The sequence below is a fragment of the Dactylosporangium siamense genome, assembly GCF_016862795.1.
In the GTDB taxonomy this organism is placed as follows: domain Bacteria; phylum Actinomycetota; class Actinomycetes; order Mycobacteriales; family Micromonosporaceae; genus Dactylosporangium; species Dactylosporangium siamense.
This window is the reverse complement of the sequence record NZ_BONQ01000026.1, coordinates 81,100-97,146: the sequence shown is the minus strand read 5'-3', so window position 1 is coordinate 97,146 and position 16,047 is coordinate 81,100. Positions and strand designations below refer to the sequence as shown.

The window sequence follows — 16,047 nt, the reverse complement described above, 5'->3', positions numbered from 1 at the left end:
GAGATGGAGCACGTGCTCGAGGCCGAGGGCCTCGGCAAACGGTACGGGGCACGATGGGCCCTGCGGGACTGCGCCCTGCGCCTGCCCACCGGCCGGATCGCCGCGCTCGTCGGGCCGAACGGATCCGGCAAGACCACGCTGCTGCACCTCGCCGTGGGTCTGCTGCGCCCCGACGCCGGTGCGGTGCGCGTCTTCGGCGAGACGCCGTATGAGAACACGACCGCCCTCGCCGACATCGGGTTCGTCGCGCAGAACACCCCGGTCTACCGCGACTTCACCGCCGACGAGCTGGTCCGGATGGGCGGCAAGGTCAACCGGCGCTGGGACGCCACCCTCGCCCGGACCCGGCTGGCCCAGGCCGGCATCCCGCCGCACACGCCGGCCGGCAAGCTGTCCGGCGGGCAGCGCGCCCAGGTCGCCCTCGCCCTGGCCCTGGCCAAGCGGCCCCGGCTGCTGCTGCTCGACGAGCCGGTCGCCAGCCTCGACCCCCTCGCGCGCCGGGAGTTCCTGCAGTCGCTGATGGGCAGCGTCGCCGAGTCGGGCACCACCGTGCTGCTGTCCTCGCACATCCTCGCGGACCTGGAGCGCTCCTGCGACTTCCTGGTGGTCCTGCAGGCCGGCCAGGTGCACCTGACCGGCGCGGTCGAGGACATCGTGGCGGCGCACCAGCAGCTCGTCGGCCCGCGCCACCACGGCGAGCCGATCGACGGCGTCGCGACCGTGGTCCGGGCCCGCCACACCGACCGGCAGTCGACGCTGGTCGTGCGCACCGACGGCCCGGTCACCGACCCGGCCTGGACGGTGCACGAGCTGAGCCTGGAAGACCTCATCCTGGCGTACCTCGCCGGCAGCGACACGCAGAGCAACCACGAGGCGTGGGGAGTGGCGGCATGATCTGGCTGACCTGGCGGCAGCACCGCAAGCAGGCCCTGTATACGGTGATCGGCCTCGCGGTCCTGGCGGCGTTCATCGTGCCGACCGGCGTGGCGATGCACCGCGACTTCGACCGGCTCGTGGTCAAGGGGTGCGCGACCAGCACCCCCGACAACCCGTGCGACACCTTCCATGACTTCTCGACCACCTACGGGTCGTACATCTACTTCTGCGTCCTGCTGCTGGTCGTGCCGCTGCTGTTCGGCCTGTTCTGGGGTGCGCCCCTGATCGCCCGCGAGATCGAGCAGGGCACCCACCACATGATCTGGACCCAGGGCATCAGCCGCCGCCGCTGGGCCCTGACCAAGGTCGGCCTCCTCGGCGGCGCGGTGACCGTCCTGGCGGTCGTCTACGGCCTGGGCATCGCCTGGTGGTTCGAGCCGCTCGGCTACCTCGAGAGCCGCTTCGACGAGATCTTCTTCGACGTGCAGGGCGTGGCCCCGGTCGGCTACACCCTGTTCGCGGTCGCGGTCGGCATCGCGGCCGGCGCCCTGGTGCCGAAGGTCGTGCCGGCGATGGCGATCGTCCTGCCGGCGTTCATCGCCGCCCGGATCGCCGTGGCGCTCTATGCGCGGCCGCGGTTCGCGACGCCCGTCACCAACGACTTCCCGGTCATCGCCGGCGATGCCGACGGCGGTGGCGGCATGCAGGTCGGAAGCTGGCTGCTGAACTCCGACATCCGCCGGCCGGACGGCACGTTCGTGTCCTCCGGTGCCATGGTCTGCCCGCCCGCGGACGCCACCGAGTGCCTCGGCGGGCTCAGCGCCGATCTGCGCAACCGTCAGGTGTTCCAGCCGGCGGACCGGTTCTGGACGTTCCAGTGGATCGAGGCCGGTATCTTCACCGCCCTCGCCGTGCTGCTGGTCTGGCTCGCGATCCGCCGGGTGCGCCGGATCATCTGATCCGGGGTGGCCGGCCCCGTTCGCACGCAGCGCCCGGGGCCGGCCAGTGATCACGTGCCGTACACCTGGAACGTGTAGAGCGAGTAGCCCCACTGGGTCCCGCGGGTCGTACCGTAGATGCGCACGTAGCGGCCGGAGCCGGTGATGCCGGTGTTGTCGTCCTCGCCGCCGTTGCCGCCGGTGACCGAGCGCACCGTCGTCCAGGTGTTGCCGTCCGGCGACGTCTGGATCTGATACGCCGATCCGTACGCCGTCTCCCACACGAGCCGGACCCGGTTGACGGTGTGCGTGGCGCCGAGGTCGACGCGGATCCACTGCGGGTCGGAGAAGGCGCTGGACCAGCGGGTGGTGGTGGAGGCGTCGACCGCGTTCGCGGCGGGCGTGCCGGCGTTCTCGACGCTGGACGCCGTCACGGGGTGGTTCAGGGCCAGGTCGGTCGACGGCGGCTGGGTGGTGACGGAGCAGTTGCCGGTGCCCTGCGCGGCGTAGCGGATGCCGCCGAGCAGCAGCGAGCGGAAGCCCGCCTCGGCGTAGCTGGCCTGGGTGTGGCCCATCCCGGTGTAGAAGGACCGGCCGCCGTCGTAGGCCCGGCACCAGGTGTTGGGGTGATCGGCGCCCATCGTGCCGCCGCTGTACGTGGACTCGTCGAGGGTGGTCAGCACGTGCACCTGGGCGCGGGGGTTGGTGCGGTAGTTGTACCACTCGTCGCTGCGGGACCAGGCGGCCGGCAGGCCGGCGGTGGCCGGGTGGGTGGCGTCGGCGACGCGGACCGTCGCGGTCTGGATCGCCGGGTGGCTGGCGAAGTACGCGCCGACGAGGCCGCCGTACCAGGCCCAGTCGTACTCGGTGTCGGCCGCCGCGTGCACGCCGAGGTAGCCGCCGCCGGCGCGGACGTAGTTCTCGAACGCGGTCTGCTGCGTCGCATTGAGCACGTCGCCGGTGGTGGACAGCCAGATGACCGCCTTGAACCGGGCGAGGTTGGCGGCGGTGAACTGATTGGCGTCCTCGGTGGCCTCGACGGCGAAGTTGTTCGCGGTGCCGAGGTCGCGGATCGCCTGGGTGCCGACGGCGATCGAGTCGTGCCGGAACCCGGCGGTCTTGCTGAACACGAGCACGGTGAAGTCCGGCGCCGCCTGGGCCGGCGCGGCGGTGAGGCCGAGCGCGGCGACGACGAGGGCGGTGCAGAAAGCGAGTCTGCGGATCATGGCTTGCTCCTTCCTAGCTGTAGACCTCGAAGCTGAACAGTGAGTAGCCGTACGCGGTGCCACGGGCGGTGCCGTAGACGCGCACGTAGCGGCCGGAGGCGTTGAGCGCGGTGTTGTTGTCCTCGGCGCCGTTGCCGCCGGTCACGGAGCGCACGGTCGTCCAGGTCGTGCCGTTGGTCGACGTCTGGATCTGGTACGCCGAGCCGTACGCGGCCTCCCACTGCAGGCGGACGCGGTTGACGGGGTACGTGGCGCCCAGGTCGACCTGGATCCACTGTGGATCCGAGAAGGCGCTGGACCACCGGGTCGTCGCCGACGCGTCCACCGCGTTCGAGGCGGGCGTGCCGGCGTTCTCCACGCTGGACGCGGTCGCCGGTTTGTTCAGCGCCAGGTTCGTCGCCGGCGGTGTGGTGCCGGTGGCGAACGTGAAGCTGTCCAGGTCGAACAGTGCGGCGGTGCCGGTGCCGGCGAACGTGAGGTACAGCGACGTGGTGCCCGCCGGTGCGCCGCTGACGGTGCCGGTCACGGTGGCGAACGTCTCCCACGACCCGGTCGGCGTCACGGCGGCCGAGCCGATGATCGTGCCGGTCGCCGAACCGGTGCGCAGCTGTAGCGTCCCGCCGGTGCCGCCGGACGCGACGCGGGCGGTGAACGAGGTGGCGTTGTTGAGCTTGTACGGGTCGAACTCGATCCAGTCGCCGTTGTTGATGTCGCCGACGGTCATGCCACCCTCGGCCGCCGTCTTGGCGAACTTGTTGACGCCCGACGCCGTCTTGTAGTGCTCGGCCTGCCGGTGCTTGGGCGCCAGGATGTTCTGCGCGTGTGTGGTCAGGCCGCCCTTGTCGGTGTACGACGCGTCGAAGATCGGGAAGATGTTCGAGGCGTCGTCGTGCTCACCGTCGACCGGGATCGTGATGGTGCCCGAGCAGCCGGTCTGCGAGGTGATCTGGTGGGCGTGCTGGTCGTGGCCGAGCACGTAGGCCATCGTCACCTTGGTGCAGTCGATGGTGCCGTCCTCGGGGTCGGTGACCGTGACGCTCCACGGCACGCTGTCGCCGAACGCCGCCAGCTGCCCGGATGCCGGACTGTTGACGGTGACGACCGGGGCGGTGTTGCCGACGCTGATCGGCACGCTGGCCGTGCCGGTGGCACCCTGCGGGTCGCGCACCGTGAGGGTCGCGACAAAGCTGCCGTTGGTCGTGTACGTGTGCGACGGGTTGGCCGCGGTGGACGTGCCGCCGTCGCCGAACGCCCACGAGTACGTCAACGCGCCGCCGTCCGGGTCGCTGGATCCGGACGAGGAGAACGTCACCGCGAGGGGCGCCGCGCCCGAGGTCCGGTTGGCGCTCGCGACGGCGGTCGGTGCCCGGTTGCCGCCGGTGCCGACGTAGTCGTAGCGGTACAGCGCCGAGTTCGCGTCGCCGTTGAAGTAGCCGGTGCCGTAGTCCAGGACGTACAGCGACCCGTCGGGACCGAACTGCATGTCCATGACCTGCTTGCCGTTCCACGGGAAATTGTCGATCGCGCCGGGCGACCCGTCGCCGTTGACGACGATCGGCTTGATCCAGCCGCGCCCGAACTCGCCGGCGAAGAACTGCCCGTCCAGGCTGGCGGGGAACTTCGTGGTCAACGGGTTGGCGGCGTTGTAGCGGTACACCGGACCGGCCATCGGCGACTCGGACCCGCCGCCGAACGCGGGCGGTGATCCGGCGTCGCCGGCATAGCGGATCCAGGCGGCCCTGGCCGGGGGCAGGGTGCTCTGACCGGTGTTGCGGAAGGAGTTGTTCGTGGCACCTCCGCCGCAGTTGTACTTCGGACCGGTCGCGTTGGTCGCGAAGTTCCACTCGTTGTACGTCTCGGCCGTGGTGTTGGTGCCGGTGCAGTACGGCCACCCGTAGTTGCCGGGGGAGGTGATCCGGTTGAACTCGACCTGCCCGGACGGACCCCGGTTGGCGTCGGTGGTGCCCGCGTCCGGGCCGTAGTCACCGACGTAGACGACGCCGGTCGCCTTGTCGACGCTCAGCCGGAACGGGTTACGGAAGCCCATCGCGTAGATCTCGGGCCGGGTGTTGGCGGTGCCCGGCGCGAACAGGTTGCCGCTGGGGACGCTGTACGACCCGTTGGCGTTCACCTTGATCCGCAGGACCTTGCCGCGCAGGTCGTTGGTGTTGCCGGCGGAGCGCTGCGCGTCGTAGACGGGGTTGCGGTTGGTGCGCTCGTCCAGGGGCGAGTATCCGCTGGACTCGAACGGGTTGGAGTCGTCGCCGGTGGATAGGTACAGGTTGCCGGCCGCGTCGAAGTCGATGTCGCCGCCGACGTGGCAGCACATGCCCCGGTTCGTCGGCACGTCCAGGACGGTGACCTGGCTGGCCAGGTTGACCGTGTTGTCGGCGTTGAGGGTGAACCGGGCCAGGCGGTTGACGCCGGTCCACGTGGTCCAGTCGGCGGCGGTGCCGCTGGCGGGCGCGTCACCGGCCGGGGTGTTCAGCGGGGGAGCGTAGTACAGGTAGATGTAGCGGTTGCTGGCGAAGTTCGGGTCCGCGGCAACGCCCTGCAGCCCTTCCTCGTCATGGCTGTAGACGGGGATGTTGGCGATGACTGTGGTGTTGCCGGCCACGTCGGTGCGCCGCAGCGTGCCGTTGCGTGCCGTGTGCAGGACCGAACGGTCCGGCAGCACGGTGATGGCCATGGGTTCACCGGTCTCCGCCACACCCTTGGCGAGCGTGACCTGTTGGAAGTCCGCGGGGTTGATCGCCGCCGCGGCCGGGGTGGCCGCCGCGGTGAGCACGCTGACCGCCGGGGTGACCAGGAGCAGGGCAGCCGCCATTGGCCGCCATCGTCGCACTGACCGATGTCGCTTCACGTTTTTCCCTTTCCTGACCGGCTCGCCAGGCAGGGCGCGCGCCGCCGCGCCGCAGCCGAAGCTGCCGTGTTGTCGGCCCTGGGGGCGGAACGCACCTCCGGGCATCCGCGCCGACGGATCTTCGAGAGAGCGCTCTCAGGGTCGTAACGCCAACACTATGGAAGTTAGATCCACGTGTCTAGATGTTTCGATCAGATGTCCTGAACTTCCGCCACCCCGACCAAAAGCGCTGCCCCGTTCGCCGCAGGTCGCCACGGCATACTGGGGTGATGCGTGCCGATCTGCGCCTGGAGCTGGTGACCCCCGACAACGTCCGCGACGCGTGTGCGATCGACCTGAAGCCCGGGCAGGAGCGCTTCGTCGAGTCGGTCGCGCAGTCGCTGGCCGAGGCCTACGCCCAACCCGACCTCGCCTGGCCGCGGCTGATCTATGACCGCGATGCGCTCGTGGGCTTTGTCATGGGCGGCTTCGACCCCGAGGTGCCGCACTTCAGGTCGACGCTGTGGCGGCTCGCCATCGCGGCCGGGCACCAGGGGCGGGGCTACGGTGCGTTCGCCGTCCTCGGGGTCGCGCAAGAGGCGAGACGGCGCGGGCACGACGTGCTCATGACCTACTACGTCCCCGGCGAGGACGGCCCGGCGGGCTTCTACCAGCGCCTCGGATTCGCGCCCACCGGAGACCTCCTGGACGGGGAGGTGCAGGCCGCCGCCTCGACCGAGCAGCTCTTGCGCGACAACCGCCCGGCATAGCTCCGGTGCCGCGGGGCACAGCGCCGGTTCTTCCGCGATCGCTGCTGGGCTGGGACGTCCTCACCTCCCCCGGGCCGGCATCGTCGACGCTCGCCCATCCGTACGTGCGGGTGTGGGCGGTCGACGCGCTGCACCGCCGCTCGCCGGAAGGTGTCCGTCTCGAGGACTTCGGCTACCGGGTGTACAAGAACTACGACCCCGGGCGGCGCCGGCCAGCAAGGTCAGCTGAACGTCGACTTCTACACCGGCCTGATCTGCAAGGCGATGAACTTCCCGACAACCATGTTCAAGGGTGTGGCGCACAAGGACCTTCAGGCGTCGCCGGCGGAAGCGGTCCTGGCCTGCTGCGGTACCTGTCCACTCAACAGTGCTCGTGAATGACCGAAAAGAGGGGGTTTCGGGGCACCGGAGCCCTGTGGTGACGGTGCGGTGGTGTCGGAGCGGCGTGGGACCATCCCAGACATGACGGCCGCGGACCTGACGCCCTTGGTCATCGCCCTGTTCGGGGGCGGTGGCCTGTGGCTGGCAGTGCGTGAAATCGCGAAGCAGGTGGGTGAGACCAAGCGCGAGAAGATCCGCCAGGAGGAGGAGACCAGGCGGCTGACGATCGCGCACGTGCTGCCGTTGCCCGGAGGGGGCGGTGCGCCGAGCGCCGATGGTCGTCGTGCGGCTTGAGTGCCGGTCAGGCGTTGCGGATCATCCGGTAGGACCGCTGCAGATGCACGATCCACACGGTGACCAACTCGCGGGCCACGTCGAGCGTTCCCTGCGGCCGGTCTTCCGGGCGCCAGCTGCTGATCACCACCATGCTGAGAAGTCTGTCGGCCGTTCGGTGCGGAACGGTTGTCCACGGCGCAGCTGTCAGGTGGTGAGGGTCAGTTCGCGGCGGGCTGGTCGCCGGGCTGGTCGGTGATGTAGCCGACCTGGGGAGCTTCCTGGTCGCGGCACGCGGCGGGCAGGACCGCCTCGGAGGCGGTGCCGCCGGCGAGGCCGACGCGGAACGTGCCGGGGGCACCGGTGCAGGACGTCGCGGTGTACGTGATGTGGGTGCTGTCCGGTGCCCAAACGGGTGCGGTCGCGGTGCGGTCGCTGACCTGGTGCTTGCCGGCGCCGTTGGCGCGCATGACCCAGACGGTGTTGTTGTGCACGTAGGTGATGCGCTTGCCGTCGGGGGACAGCGCCGGCTCCGCGTTGACCTCGTCCTCGGTGAGGCGGGTCTCGCGACCGGCGGTGCTGGAGTAGATGACGCCGGCGCGGGCGTAGACGTCGGTGCCGGCGTGGGCCGCGTGCGCGGCGGTCGCGCCGATCAGGCTGCTGACTCCAGCGGCGGCGGCGAACCCGGCGAGTGCGAGCGTCTTCGTGATCGTGGTGCGGTTCATCCGTGCCCCCTGTGGTCCGTCGCGTCCGTGTGACGCTGAGACCATCGGCGCAACCGCGCTGCACCTGAACGGTTCCTGGCCCGGAACCGCAAATCCCGCGCCCACTACCATCGGATCCCGTGATCGTATGGATCAACGGCACCCACGGCGCGGGCAAGACCACGACCAGCGCACTCGTGCAGCCATTGATCCCGGATTCCCGGGTGTTCGACGCCGAGACGGTGGGCGGGACACTCATGAGCATCACGCCGGGGTTGCCCGAGACGGACAACTTCCAGCACTGGCCACCGTGGCGACCGCTTGTCGTCGAAACCGCCCGCCGGGTGCTCGAGTACACCGGCGGCACCCTGGTGATCCCCATGACCGTCCTGGTCGAGCAGTACTGGCGCGAGATCAGCGCGGGCCTCGACCAGCACGCGATCCCGGTCAGACACTTCGTCCTGCACGCCGACCAGGGCACCCTCCGCGGACGCATCGAGCGGGAACACGTCGTCCCGTCCCCGTTCCGCCTCAAGTACCTGGAGCCCTACGCCGAGGCGGCCCGCACCTGGCTCCACGCCGAGGCAGAGGTCGTCGACACCACCCACCTCACGCCCGCCGAGGCCGCACTGCAGATCGCAGCGGCCGTCAGGACCTGACCGCCGCCCAAACACTGATCCACGGCGTGCGGCGATCGGCACCGCAGATGCTTGAGGGGACGTCGCCGTCGCGGGTGCCGTGGCACGATGGCCGGCGACGGTGATCGAATCCCTTACCTGGGCTGACGTCGACCCCGTCCGGCATCCGTTCGACCCGGACACCGTGCACGACGTCGTGCGGGCGTTGGCCCCGGCGGGCGGGGTGCCGGCGCCGTACCGGTACGACCCGGTCCGTGGCTTCGATCGCGTCGCGGCCGACGCGCGCTGGGCCTGGCAGCGGGCGATGGAGCAGGCCCTCGTCGAGCACTACGGCTCCTGGGCGTGCGGCTGGAACGCCCAGATGGGCGGCCACACCGCCGACGGTGCGCTGACCGTCCGGTGGAACGGCGCCCAGGACTCGATCACGACGCCCGAGGAGACGCTCGACGCGGTCGCCGGGGCGCTGCTGGACTGGCGGACGTTCCTCGAGGACCTGGTCGGGATGTTCGCGCGGCACCTGCCGCTGCCCACCGAGCCCCACGCGGCCTTCGCCGCCTGGGAGGCCACCGCCGCCGCCCTGGTCGCGACGGTGGCGGCGCGGTCGGGCGCTGACGAGCACTGGTATCCGGTATGCACGTTGGCACTGAAATGGTTCCTGGACGTCGCCGAGGTCCCGGGCGACGACCACGACGCGCTCGTCGACGCCACGATCGGCGGGCGGTTCTCCAGCTCCGTCTCCCCGCAGGGCTGCGTAACTGGCTGTCAGCCGAGATGTGGAGTGAGCCGCCCTTCGGCGAGGTGTTGCAACCGCAGCCGCGCGGTCTGGTGCATGGGTAGGTCATCGGTTTCGGTGATGGGAACCCACCGCAGTTCTGTTGACTCGTCGGAAATCTCGAGCTGACCTCCGATGGGTCGGCCGGTGAACGCGACCACGAACTCCTGCCGTACCTCACCGTCCGCGTAGGCGATGACATGTCGCGGGTCGGTGTAGAGCCCGAGCAGTCCAGTGATCTCGACGTCGAGCCCGGTCTCTTCCTTCACCTCACGGACCGCGGTCTCGGCGAGGGTCTCGCCGATGTCCATGACGCCACCGGGTGCGGACCAGTTTCCGGAGTCGGCTCGTCGCTGGAGGAGGACCCTGCCTGACTGGTCGGTGATGAGGACCTGTGCTCCCGGCACGATCCGGGTGGCGGGCGGGGCGTCGGGGTCGTTGTAGTAATCGGTTCTACGACTCATGAGGATCAGGCCTCCAGTGGGCGGACGGTCGCCCAGATTTCGGTGAGCTGTTCGGCGAACGACTCGAAGATGCCATGGCTCGTCAGCTTCCGCAGGTGCAGCGCCGGGTGTTGGTACCCGCGGGCGCGGTAGAGGTATGGGGTGACGATCATCTGGTCGTCGAAGCGGTAGATCGCGTTGTACAGGTGGATCTGATGCAGGCCGATGGTGACGTTGTCCATGCTGGTCAGGTTGTCGAGGTAGCTCAGGGCGTTGCGGATCCGGCCGGGCAGTGAGCCGTTGAGTTGTTCGAGTGCGTCGCGCTCCAGCACGTGGGCGCAGTCCGGGTCGGCGAATGCCATGCGCACCGACACGCCGCCGGTGGCCTTGGTAGCGATACGGCGGGCGGCGTCCGGCATCAGCTCGAGCACGAACGGGTAGGCGTAGCCGAGTAGATCGATGCGTTCCCGCGCCCCGGACAGTAGTGAGACCCAGAGGTCTTGTGGGATGTCCGCGCGGTGGGCGTACGCGCCGACGACCTCTGAGATGGCGGGCGCGCCGGCGGCTTGGTCGGGGCGCGCCGACGGCCAGAGTGTCGCCTCTTCTTCGCCCAAAGCCTCGGCGACCGCGAGTCGGCTCCGCCGGTGGGGTGTCCTGCCGCTGATCCAGCGGTCGACGGTTTTCGTGTCAACGCCGACCGCGGCGGCCAGGTCGCGGGCTTCAGTCCCAGCGCGCAGCATTGCGGTGCGCAGGCGCGTGTTCGGCATCTCTGGAGGCTATCGGACGTTTGTGGGACGTTTCTGGGACACAAAGACGTCCTGGAATGCGTCCCAAGGGACGTTTCACCGTCCTGCGGCGACTGGCAACGTGCCGTAACGGATGCCCCTGGCCCGGTGGGTGCGTCCAACCAGCACCTTCGCGGTAGGGAGCGACGAGATGGACAAGCATCCGGATTGGTGCACGCGCACGGCCTGCACGGCTTTTGGTGTCGAGGGAGACGACGGTCATCGCTACGAGCGCTGGCACCGTTCTGCGCCCATCGTGATCGACACGAACGACCCCTCCATCGGTATCTGCGTTCACAGGTTCGCCGAGGCGGACGGTACCGACGAACACATCGAACTGGCAGCCGTGGAGCTCCCTGTCGCGCGGCCTTGGTACCTCGCCGAACCGGTCCGTGGTCGCACGATCCTTCTCCGGCGGGAGACCGCTACGGCGCTGATGCTCGCTGTCTCTGAACTCGCCTGAACGGGCGGCGTTCGCCTCGGCCGGTGCAGCGATCGGGGACCAAGACCTGTGGGAGTCTGCCGCGGTCGAGGGCGGGGGCTATCCGGGCTGGCGGGCCGCGCGGCGGGCGCGGTACGCGGCCACGTTGCCGCGGTTGCCGCAGCCGCCCTCGCAGAAGCGCCGAGAGCGGTTCTTCGACAGGTCCACGAGGACCGCGTCGCAGTCGTCGGCCGCGCAGATCCGCAGTCGGTCCAGCTGCTGAAGGCGGATCACGTCGATCATCGCCATCGCCGTCTCCACGGTCATCCGCACGTCGAGGGACGCGTCCGGCGGGGTGGCGTGCAGGTGGTAGTCCCACCCGTCGTGCCGGAGCAACTGCGGCAGCGCACCGCCCTCGCGGAGCAGCGCGTTGGCGAGCTCCACCGCGGCGTCCTCGTCGGCGTTCCAGAACTCGCGCATGCGGACGCAGGCGGCCTGGACCGCGGCCAGTTCGGCGTCGTCGTGGGCGCGGGCGCCGGTCCAGCCCCACGGGTCCAGGAATGCGTCGAGCGCGGCGACATCGGAGAGGTCCGCGTTGATCATTGCCGCGGTCGCCACGAGCGCGACCTCCGTGTCATGCGCAAAAAGCATCTTGACTCCTTACGAGCGGTACGGCTAGCGTGCCGGTCATGAGCATAACGCGTTTTACTCATGACGGGCGGGCGCGGGGTGCCGCCGGGCTGGGGCTGGCGTTGGCGTCGGCGGCGATGTTCGGCACGTCCGGCCCGTTCGCCGGTGCGCTCATGGCGACCGGCTGGTCGCCGGGCGCGGTGGTGACGGTGCGGATCGCGATCGCGGCGCTGGTGCTCACCCCGCCCGCGCTCATCGCCCTGCGTGGCCGGTTCGGGTTGCTGCGCCGGGCCGTCGGCGAGGTGCTCACGTTCGGGCTCGTCGCGATTGCCGGGTGCCAGCTGTTCTTCTTCAACGCGGTCCGCCGGCTCGACGTCGGGGTGGCGCTGCTGCTGGAGTACGGCGGCATCCTGCTCGTCGTCGTCTGGGTCTGGCTGCGTCACGGCCGCCGCCCGGGCCGGCGCACCGTCCTCGGCGGCCTCGCGGCCCTGGCCGGTCTGGTGCTCGTGCTCGATCCCGGCGGTGGCAGCCTGGACGCGGCCGGCGTTGCGTGGGGCGCGCTGGCCGGCACGGGCCTGGCCGTGTACTTCGTCATCGCCTCCCGCGGCGACGGCGCGCTCCCGCCGATCGCGCTGGCCTGGGCCGGGATGGTCGTCGGCGCGCTCGGCCTTGCCGCGTTCGACGTGACCGGCCTGCTGCCGTTCCACACCAGCGCGGACCCGGTCACCCTGGTGGGCACGCAGCTGAGCTGGATCGTGCCGATTGCCGGACTGGCCGTCGTGGCCGCCGCGCTGGCCTACGCGTCCGGCATCGCCGCGACCCGGCTGCTCGGCGCGAAGGTCGCCTCGTTCGTCGGCCTGACCGAGGTGCTCTTCGCCGTGCTGTTCGCCTGGGCCGCGCTGGGCCAGGCGCCGGGCGGCTGGCAACTGGCCGGCGGCGTGGTCGTGCTGGCCGGGATCGCTCTGGTCCGCGCCGACGAGCAGCCCGAACCGGCCCCGGCCGAGGTCCCTGAACCGGTGGCCGCGTAGCGCACCGGGTGCCCGTGCCGGTCGGCGGGCAAGCGCGCCACGCCGCAGCCGGTTACCAGTCCATCCACCCGTCCAGCGGGGGCTTGCGCAGGTACGGCGGCTCGTCGTAGTCGATCGCGGTCAGCCACTGGACGTCGGGCGTCACCCGGTGGCCGGCCCTGGTCAGCTCGCGGACGACGAGCGGCATGTGCAGCGCCCCGAAGACGACGGCCACCTCCATGTCCTCGGTGCTGAACTCGCCGTCGATCTCCCGTATCGCGTCGAGCAGGAGGTCGTCCCGTTTGATGGTCTCGGCATCCCGCTGCACCTCGGTGTGGTCGTGAAGTTCGAGTGGTGCGGTGCTGAGCCAGTCGCCCGTGAGTGCCATGTGCAGCGCCAGGATCGGTGTCATCACGGTCGCGTTCAGCCGCTCCGCGCGGGACATCCGGCGGTCCGGGTCCGCCTGCGGCACCAGGTATTCGTCGGGGAATATGATCGGTACGCCCAGCGCGCCGTAGTCGATGTCCTGGGGCACCAGGTCACGGCTGGCGCGTTGCCGGGCCAGGCGCATCGCGTTGGCGTAGGCCATCCCGGTCGAGCTGGGCCCGTCCCAGGTCTCGGCGATGACCGCCCGGCAGGACCGCAGCCGCTGCCAGATCGCCCAGTAGTAGTCGGTGTGTCCCATGTGGATCGTCGGGATGATCACCCAGCGCAGCCCGCCGGTGGGTCGCCGGAACACGCTGACGGAGGTCCGGAACCCCGCGGCGCTCAACTCGGTCAGCTGCATGCCGCCAGGGTAGGAAGCCGTTACCAGCGCGGTCGGCGTACCGTCGGCAGAACGGCGTCTTTGAGCGGGGGTGATGATGACGTCCAGAACGTGGCCCGACCTCGATGTGCGGCTGCTGCGGCACTTCGTCGCGGTGGCCGATGAACTGCATTTCGGGCGGGCCGCGGCGCGGCTCTTCATTGCCCAGCAGGCGCTCAGCCGCGATGTGCAACGCCTCGAGGAACGCGTCGGGATGGCGCTGTTCGACCGGACGAGCCGCCGGGTCGCGCTGACTCCGGCCGGTGAGCTGCTGCTGCCCCGGGCGCGGCGGCTGCTGGTCCTGCATGACGAGACGGTGCGCGAGCTGCGGGGTGGGGAGACGACGTTGCTGGTGAACGTCGTGGCACCGGGCCTGACCCCGGCGCGGGTGCTGACTGGCGCCCGGGCGCAGGAGCCGGCGACGGAGTTCTTCGCCCGCTTCGAGGGCGGGATGGGCCGCGCGACCGCGTTGCTCGGCGAGCACCGTCTCGATGCGACGTTCGGCCGGCAGGGCGCCGCGGAGAGTAGCGTCCGCGGCGCAGCGGCGAGTGGCCTCGCTCATCGGCTGATCCGCTGGGAGCCGTTGGCGTTGCTGGTGCCGGTTCGCAGCGCGCTGGCCGAGCAGTCCGCGGTGCCGCTGGCCGCTCTGCGCGACGCGCAGGTGTGCTGGCTGGCCGGGGACCACGTCACGCCGGAGTGGGAGGACGCGGCCCGGCGGCTGTTGCAGTCGTGCGGTGCCCCCGTGGACGGCGGCGGTGCGCATCCGTACGTGCACAGCATCGAGGAACTGGCATATCACGTCCAGGTGCGGGAGTCGCCCGTGCTGACCTTGCTGGACCAGGCGCCGGTGCCTGGTGCGGTGCTGCGGCCGTTGGTGGAGCCGGGTGCCGTCTACCCGTGGAGTCTGGTCTGGCGGGCCGGGGAGCATCACCGTCCCGGGCTGCGGGCGCTGCTGGAGTCGGCGGCGGAGCTGGCCGCGGCCGAGGGCTGGCTGACCGTGCCCGAGCTGGCGTGGCGCCCGGACGCGTGATCGACAACGAAGACGCGTGATCGACAACGACGACGTGCGATCGACAACGACGACGCGTGATCGACAACGACGACGCGTGATCGACGACGACGACGCGTGATCGACGACGACGACGCGTGATCGACGACGACGACGCGTGATTGACAACCAAGACGCGTGATTGACAACGAAACTGCGTTGATCCGGTCGCAGCAGGTGTTGGACCGCCGGGAGCGGGCGCGGCCAGAGTGAGGGCATGTGGACCTCAACCCGACTCGCGGTCGCCGGCTGCTACGGCCTGACCGGGGTGCTCAACGCCCTGTGGGGCGCCACCCTGCCGGCCACCGACGCGCGCCTCGACCTCGGGCCGGCCAGGCTCGGCGTGGCACTGCTCGTGCTGGGCCTCGGCGCTCTGGTCGCCATGCCGTTGGCCGGTGTCCTGGCGGAGCGGTTCACCGGGCGCGGCCTGCTCCGGGTGGTGGCGCCACTGCTCGCCGCGTCCCTGGCGGGGCCGGCCCTGGCGGGCTCCGCCGGGACGCTGGTGGCGGCCACCCTGGTCTTCGGCGTGCTGCTCGGCATGGTGAACGTGGCGCTCACCGTGCAGGCCGTCGACCTCGAACGCGCCGAGCGGCGGCCGGCCATGTCGACCCTGCACGGCGTGTGGGCGCTCGGAGCGCTGGGCGGTGGGCTGGTGACGGCGGCGGCACTGCGGGCCGGCGCCGGCGTCGGCCTGATCATGGTCACCGGTGCGGTGGTGGCGGCGCTGACCGCCGCCGATCTGGGGCGACGGCTGCCCGCCCCGGCGTCACCAACCGCCGCCGGTGCCGACGGGCAGCCGGCACCGGGTGGCCGCGCGGGGCTGCCGCTGGTGCTGCTGCTCAGCCTGATCGGCGCCGCCGCGTTCCTGACGGAGGGAGCGGCGACCGACTGGGCGGGCGTGTACACCCGCCAGGTGCTTGGCGTCGACCCCGCCACCGCCTCGCTGACCTACACGATGTTCTTCGCGGCGATGACCGCCGTCCGGCTGCTCGGCGACGCGGTGCGCTCCCGTGTCCGGGCCGCCCGGGTGGTGCTGCTGGCCGGCCTGACCGCCACGACGGGCTATGCCACGGTGCTGCTCGCGCCGGTCACCGGTGGCGCGGCGCTGCCGGTGGCGCTGAGCGGCTGGGTGCTGGTCGGCGCCGGCATGGCACTCATCTGGCCGGTCGTGTCGAGCACCGTCGGTGCCGCCTTTCCGGGGCGGGCGAAGGACCTCTCGATGGTGACGACGATCAGCTACGGTGGCGGCCTGATCGGGCCCGCGGTCATCGGCGGGGTGGCGTCGGGGGCCTCGCTGCCGGTCGCGATGGTGATCCCGGCGGTCCTGGCCGCAGTGATCACCGTCATCGCGCCGCGGGTGCTTGCCGCCCTGACCACCGAGCAACCATGGACAGCCCGGCAGCATGGAAGCGGTGCTGCGACAGGTCGAGGCGGTCCAGCGGGAGAGCGCGGAGGAACGCCTGCGCGGCGGTGACCAGGCCGGTTGCC

The 16,047-nt window shown here is 70.8% G+C and carries 17 protein-coding genes; 9 read left to right on the top strand and 8 right to left on the bottom strand.

Annotation, left to right across the window (positions count from 1 at the left end):
* Positions 1–3 precede the first annotated feature (3 nt).
* A complete protein-coding gene (locus Dsi01nite_RS09175) occupies positions 4–894 on the top strand; it encodes an ABC transporter ATP-binding protein (protein ID WP_203845669.1) in 891 nt (296 codons plus the stop codon).
* Positions 891–1,835 carry an ABC-2 membrane transporter-related protein gene (locus Dsi01nite_RS09170; RefSeq protein WP_203845620.1) on the top strand — a complete coding sequence of 315 codons (945 nt, stop codon included), beginning with the start codon at positions 891–893 and terminating at the stop codon, positions 1,833–1,835. Before Dsi01nite_RS09175 ends, Dsi01nite_RS09170 begins: the two co-directional genes overlap by 4 nt.
* A 50-nt stretch (positions 1,836–1,885) precedes the next feature.
* Here the strand turns inward: Dsi01nite_RS09170 and Dsi01nite_RS09165 are convergent, their stop codons facing one another.
* On the bottom strand, positions 1,886–3,040 hold the full coding sequence (locus Dsi01nite_RS09165; protein WP_203845619.1) for a ThuA domain-containing protein: 1,155 nt from the start codon (positions 3,038–3,040) through the stop codon (positions 1,886–1,888).
* Positions 3,041–3,053: 13 nt separating this feature from the next.
* Positions 3,054–5,867: a PQQ-dependent sugar dehydrogenase gene (locus Dsi01nite_RS09160; RefSeq protein WP_203845618.1), complete on the bottom strand. Its 2,814-nt coding sequence runs from the start codon at positions 5,865–5,867 to the stop codon at positions 3,054–3,056.
* Positions 5,868–6,172: 305 nt separating this feature from the next.
* Between Dsi01nite_RS09160 and Dsi01nite_RS09155 the strand changes: the two genes are divergently transcribed.
* The gene (locus Dsi01nite_RS09155; protein ID WP_239135789.1) at positions 6,173–6,652 is read left to right on the top strand and encodes a GNAT family N-acetyltransferase; all 480 of its coding nucleotides are present in this window, start codon (positions 6,173–6,175) and stop codon (positions 6,650–6,652) included.
* Between the two features lie 462 nt (positions 6,653–7,114).
* Positions 7,115–7,327, top strand: coding sequence for a hypothetical protein (locus Dsi01nite_RS09150; RefSeq protein WP_203845617.1), 213 nt, complete (start codon positions 7,115–7,117; stop codon positions 7,325–7,327).
* A 7-nt stretch (positions 7,328–7,334) separates the two neighbouring features.
* Here Dsi01nite_RS09150 and Dsi01nite_RS58270 read toward each other — a convergent pair whose 3' ends face one another.
* Positions 7,335–7,460: a hypothetical protein gene (locus Dsi01nite_RS58270; protein WP_275423345.1), complete on the bottom strand. Its 126-nt coding sequence runs from the start codon at positions 7,458–7,460 to the stop codon at positions 7,335–7,337.
* 67 nt (positions 7,461–7,527) lie between these two features.
* Complete coding sequence (locus Dsi01nite_RS09145; protein ID WP_203845616.1) at positions 7,528–8,031, bottom strand: TolB family protein; 504 nt, start codon at positions 8,029–8,031, stop codon at positions 7,528–7,530.
* 119 nt (positions 8,032–8,150) lie between these two features.
* Here Dsi01nite_RS09145 and Dsi01nite_RS09140 point away from each other — a divergent pair, with 119 nt between their 5' ends.
* Positions 8,151–8,669 (top strand): P-loop nucleotide/nucleoside kinase family protein, encoded by a 519-nt coding sequence (locus tag Dsi01nite_RS09140; RefSeq protein ID WP_203845615.1) that lies wholly within the window; start codon positions 8,151–8,153, stop codon positions 8,667–8,669.
* A 741-nt stretch (positions 8,670–9,410) separates the two neighbouring features.
* On the opposite strand, the gene Dsi01nite_RS09135 is transcribed toward Dsi01nite_RS09140, so the two are convergent.
* On the bottom strand, positions 9,411–9,884 hold the full coding sequence (locus Dsi01nite_RS09135; protein ID WP_203845614.1) for an NUDIX domain-containing protein: 474 nt from the start codon (positions 9,882–9,884) through the stop codon (positions 9,411–9,413).
* Between the two features lie 5 nt (positions 9,885–9,889).
* The gene (locus tag Dsi01nite_RS09130; RefSeq protein ID WP_373318746.1) at positions 9,890–10,603 is read right to left on the bottom strand and encodes a DUF5919 domain-containing protein; all 714 of its coding nucleotides are present in this window, start codon (positions 10,601–10,603) and stop codon (positions 9,890–9,892) included.
* A gap of 196 nt (positions 10,604–10,799) precedes the next feature.
* On the opposite strand from Dsi01nite_RS09130, the gene Dsi01nite_RS09125 reads away from it, so the two are divergent.
* On the top strand, positions 10,800–11,111 hold the full coding sequence (locus Dsi01nite_RS09125; RefSeq protein WP_203845612.1) for a hypothetical protein: 312 nt from the start codon (positions 10,800–10,802) through the stop codon (positions 11,109–11,111).
* 78 nt (positions 11,112–11,189) lie between these two features.
* Here Dsi01nite_RS09125 and Dsi01nite_RS09120 read toward each other — a convergent pair whose 3' ends face one another.
* Complete coding sequence (locus tag Dsi01nite_RS09120; RefSeq protein WP_203845611.1) at positions 11,190–11,720, bottom strand: CGNR zinc finger domain-containing protein; 531 nt, start codon at positions 11,718–11,720, stop codon at positions 11,190–11,192.
* 38 nt (positions 11,721–11,758) lie between these two features.
* Between Dsi01nite_RS09120 and Dsi01nite_RS09115 the strand changes: the two genes are divergently transcribed.
* Positions 11,759–12,727, top strand: coding sequence for an EamA family transporter (locus tag Dsi01nite_RS09115; RefSeq protein WP_203845610.1), 969 nt, complete (start codon positions 11,759–11,761; stop codon positions 12,725–12,727).
* 52 nt (positions 12,728–12,779) lie between these two features.
* Here Dsi01nite_RS09115 and Dsi01nite_RS09110 read toward each other — a convergent pair whose 3' ends face one another.
* Positions 12,780–13,493 (bottom strand): hypothetical protein, encoded by a 714-nt coding sequence (locus tag Dsi01nite_RS09110; RefSeq protein ID WP_203845609.1) that lies wholly within the window; start codon positions 13,491–13,493, stop codon positions 12,780–12,782.
* 73 nt (positions 13,494–13,566) lie between these two features.
* On the opposite strand from Dsi01nite_RS09110, the gene Dsi01nite_RS09105 reads away from it, so the two are divergent.
* Entirely contained in the window at positions 13,567–14,541 is a 975-nt protein-coding gene (locus tag Dsi01nite_RS09105) for a LysR family transcriptional regulator (protein ID WP_239135788.1), read from the top strand.
* A 235-nt stretch (positions 14,542–14,776) separates the two neighbouring features.
* Entirely contained in the window at positions 14,777–16,033 is a 1,257-nt protein-coding gene (locus Dsi01nite_RS09100; protein WP_203845608.1) for an MFS transporter, read from the top strand.
* Positions 16,034–16,047: the final 14 nt, after the last annotated feature.

Excerpts from the sequence above, each read along its gene's own strand:
- Dsi01nite_RS09160 (WP_203845618.1), bottom strand. The coding sequence starts at position 5,867 with ATGGCGGCTGCCCTGCTCCTGGTCACCCCGGCGGTCAGCGTGCTCACC.
- Dsi01nite_RS09110 (WP_203845609.1), bottom strand. The coding sequence starts at position 13,493 with ATGCAGCTGACCGAGTTGAGCGCCGCGGGGTTCCGGACCTCCGTCAGC.
- Dsi01nite_RS09115 (WP_203845610.1), top strand. The coding sequence starts at position 11,759 with ATGAGCATAACGCGTTTTACTCATGACGGGCGGGCGCGGGGTGCCGCC.
- Dsi01nite_RS09155 (WP_239135789.1), top strand. The coding sequence starts at position 6,173 with ATGCGTGCCGATCTGCGCCTGGAGCTGGTGACCCCCGACAACGTCCGC.
- Dsi01nite_RS09100 (WP_203845608.1), top strand. The coding sequence starts at position 14,777 with ATGTGGACCTCAACCCGACTCGCGGTCGCCGGCTGCTACGGCCTGACC.
- Dsi01nite_RS09130 (WP_373318746.1), bottom strand. The coding sequence starts at position 10,603 with ATGCTGCGCGCTGGGACTGAAGCCCGCGACCTGGCCGCCGCGGTCGGC.
- Dsi01nite_RS09135 (WP_203845614.1), bottom strand. The coding sequence starts at position 9,884 with ATGAGTCGTAGAACCGATTACTACAACGACCCCGACGCCCCGCCCGCC.
- Dsi01nite_RS09125 (WP_203845612.1), top strand. The coding sequence starts at position 10,800 with ATGGACAAGCATCCGGATTGGTGCACGCGCACGGCCTGCACGGCTTTT.
- Dsi01nite_RS09145 (WP_203845616.1), bottom strand. The coding sequence starts at position 8,031 with ATGAACCGCACCACGATCACGAAGACGCTCGCACTCGCCGGGTTCGCC.
- Dsi01nite_RS09170 (WP_203845620.1), top strand. The coding sequence starts at position 891 with ATGATCTGGCTGACCTGGCGGCAGCACCGCAAGCAGGCCCTGTATACG.
- Dsi01nite_RS09120 (WP_203845611.1), bottom strand. The coding sequence starts at position 11,720 with ATGCTTTTTGCGCATGACACGGAGGTCGCGCTCGTGGCGACCGCGGCA.
- Dsi01nite_RS09175 (WP_203845669.1), top strand. The coding sequence starts at position 4 with ATGGAGCACGTGCTCGAGGCCGAGGGCCTCGGCAAACGGTACGGGGCA.
- Dsi01nite_RS58270 (WP_275423345.1), bottom strand. The coding sequence starts at position 7,460 with ATGGTGGTGATCAGCAGCTGGCGCCCGGAAGACCGGCCGCAGGGAACG.
- Dsi01nite_RS09105 (WP_239135788.1), top strand. The coding sequence starts at position 13,567 with ATGATGACGTCCAGAACGTGGCCCGACCTCGATGTGCGGCTGCTGCGG.
- Dsi01nite_RS09165 (WP_203845619.1), bottom strand. The coding sequence starts at position 3,040 with ATGATCCGCAGACTCGCTTTCTGCACCGCCCTCGTCGTCGCCGCGCTC.
- Dsi01nite_RS09150 (WP_203845617.1), top strand. The coding sequence starts at position 7,115 with ATGACGGCCGCGGACCTGACGCCCTTGGTCATCGCCCTGTTCGGGGGC.